This window comes from Bradyrhizobium sp. WSM4874 (assembly GCF_055811835.1).
The window spans coordinates 1-1,851 of record NZ_JBVVPR010000137.1 but is presented as its reverse complement, the minus strand read 5'-3'; the positions used below and the strand labels follow the sequence as shown (position 1 = coordinate 1,851).

At 56.9% G+C, this 1,851-nt stretch carries 2 protein-coding genes; both read right to left on the bottom strand.

What is annotated here, in order from left to right:
• Positions 1 to 63: 63 nt before the first annotated feature.
• Complete coding sequence (gene ltrA, locus AC0L3P_RS39640) at positions 64 to 1,323, bottom strand: group II intron reverse transcriptase/maturase (RefSeq protein WP_473309419.1); 1,260 nt, start codon at positions 1,321 to 1,323, stop codon at positions 64 to 66.
• A gap of 216 nt (positions 1,324 to 1,539) precedes the next feature.
• Positions 1,540 to 1,851, bottom strand: a 312-nt coding sequence (locus AC0L3P_RS39635; protein ID WP_473309418.1) for a hypothetical protein, incomplete at its 5' end; no start/stop codon positions are given.

The window sequence follows — 1,851 nt, the reverse complement described above, 5'->3', positions numbered from 1 at the left end:
GTCGAGTAGCGCGGGGGAATCCCACCCCCACGCCCTCCGAGAACCGGACGTGAGCCTCTCGACTCATCCGGCTCCTATCGCCCCAACCGGAGATTCCGTGGACCAATGGGCGAACAGGTTCGGCTGGCGGGATTTGACCCCGCGCAACCAGCCCCACGCTCGCTTTGCGTGTCCCCGAAGTCTTTTGTATTTCCGCTGTGCCCAGCGCACGATAAATGGATCTACTGTGCGCAGTGCCCTGCGAAGCGCCGAACGATGAAAACGCCCGTAATAGTTGACCCAGCCAACAAGAATAGGCCGTGCCCATTGGGCGATTTTCTCCAAGTCGAGATCGTTGCGATGATGCAGCTTCCAGCGACGCACGTCTTCGCGCATCGCCTTGGCCGCTTTGTCGCTGACCGCAGGAGAGAAACTGACGAACAGCTTTCCAGCGCGATTCATCGATTGTCGGGGTCGAAACGTAAAGCCCAGAAAATCGAAGCGTTGCTCCGGATAACCGTTCGGTCGGTTCGAGTCTTTGCAGTACACAATCTTCGTCTTTTGCGGATGCAATTCCAACTTACACGCCGCAAGCCGCGCTTCCAGCGCTTGCCGCAATGAAAGCGCTTGCGCCTCACTGCGACAATGACAGATGGCATCATCCGCGTAGCGCTCGAACGGAATGTCTGGATTATTTTCCTTCATCCAACGATCGAACGCATAGTGCAGGAAAAGGTTTGCCAAGATTGGGCTGACGACTGCCCCTTGCGGGGTCCCCTTCTCTCGGCTGACCAGCGCGCCATCCGGCATGCTCACGGGTGCCTTCAGCCATCTTTCGATGTAGAGCAGCACCCATGCGCAGTCGGTATGACGACGCACCGCTCGCATCAATAACTCCCAGTCGATGTTGTCGAAGAAGCCTTTGATGTCGAGATCGAGCACCCAGTCAAAGCGCCAGCATCTCTGCCGTGCCGCAGCCAACGCATCATGCGCCGACCGACCGGGACGATATCCAAAGGAGTCATCGTGGAACACTGGTTCCAGGACGGGCTCAAGATATCGCTTGACTACCATTTGGGCGATTCTGTCAGAAACGGTCGGGATACCTAACGATCTCGTTCCCCGTCCGTCCCCTTTCGGTATGTCAACTCGACGAACCGGTGGCGGCATGTAGCTGCCCGACGACATTCGATTCCAGAGCCGATAAAGGTTGTTACTCAAATCCCTCTCGAACTCCGCGATCGTTTGATCGTCGACGCCAGCCGCCCCGCGGCTTTCCCTCACTCGCTTATAAGCCAACCATACTTCGCGCTTGCAAATATTAAACGGTCTTGCTTTATCCACGCTGGTCCTCCCCTTGCAGGTTGCCAACATAATAAAGCCGGGCGACGTCACCCCTTCGGTCCAGCTCCGTTACAGAGCCTTCATTCCTATTACGAGCGACTCCGCCCCTGTGTCCCGCATCGGTACTCTCGCCCTCGCGGAGTCCATCCGCTTGAGCTTCTCCCTTGGCATCGGGACGACAGGTTCCTGAGTTCCTTACCAAAGCCTGGATCAAGGTCACGCCGCCTCCATGCCGGACGCCGATTGAGCAGTAGACAGGCTCCCCTCAATCTTTATTCGCGGGACAGAAGTCTGGGTCCCGGTTTCGACGTCGTTTGATACGTTTCGACACGTCATCAGCGGTTTACTTCCGTTCGTCTCCTTGAACCTCACCTGACGGAGTCTTGCTCCGCCTTTTCCATCGACGTTCACCACAATGGCTCTTGACCAGTGCAGCTCGTGGCGGTTTGAAGCCTGCTCCTGCAAGCCGACTTCGAGGGGCCTACCCTCATCTCCGATAAAGCATCGCCACCGTTCATATTTCGAACA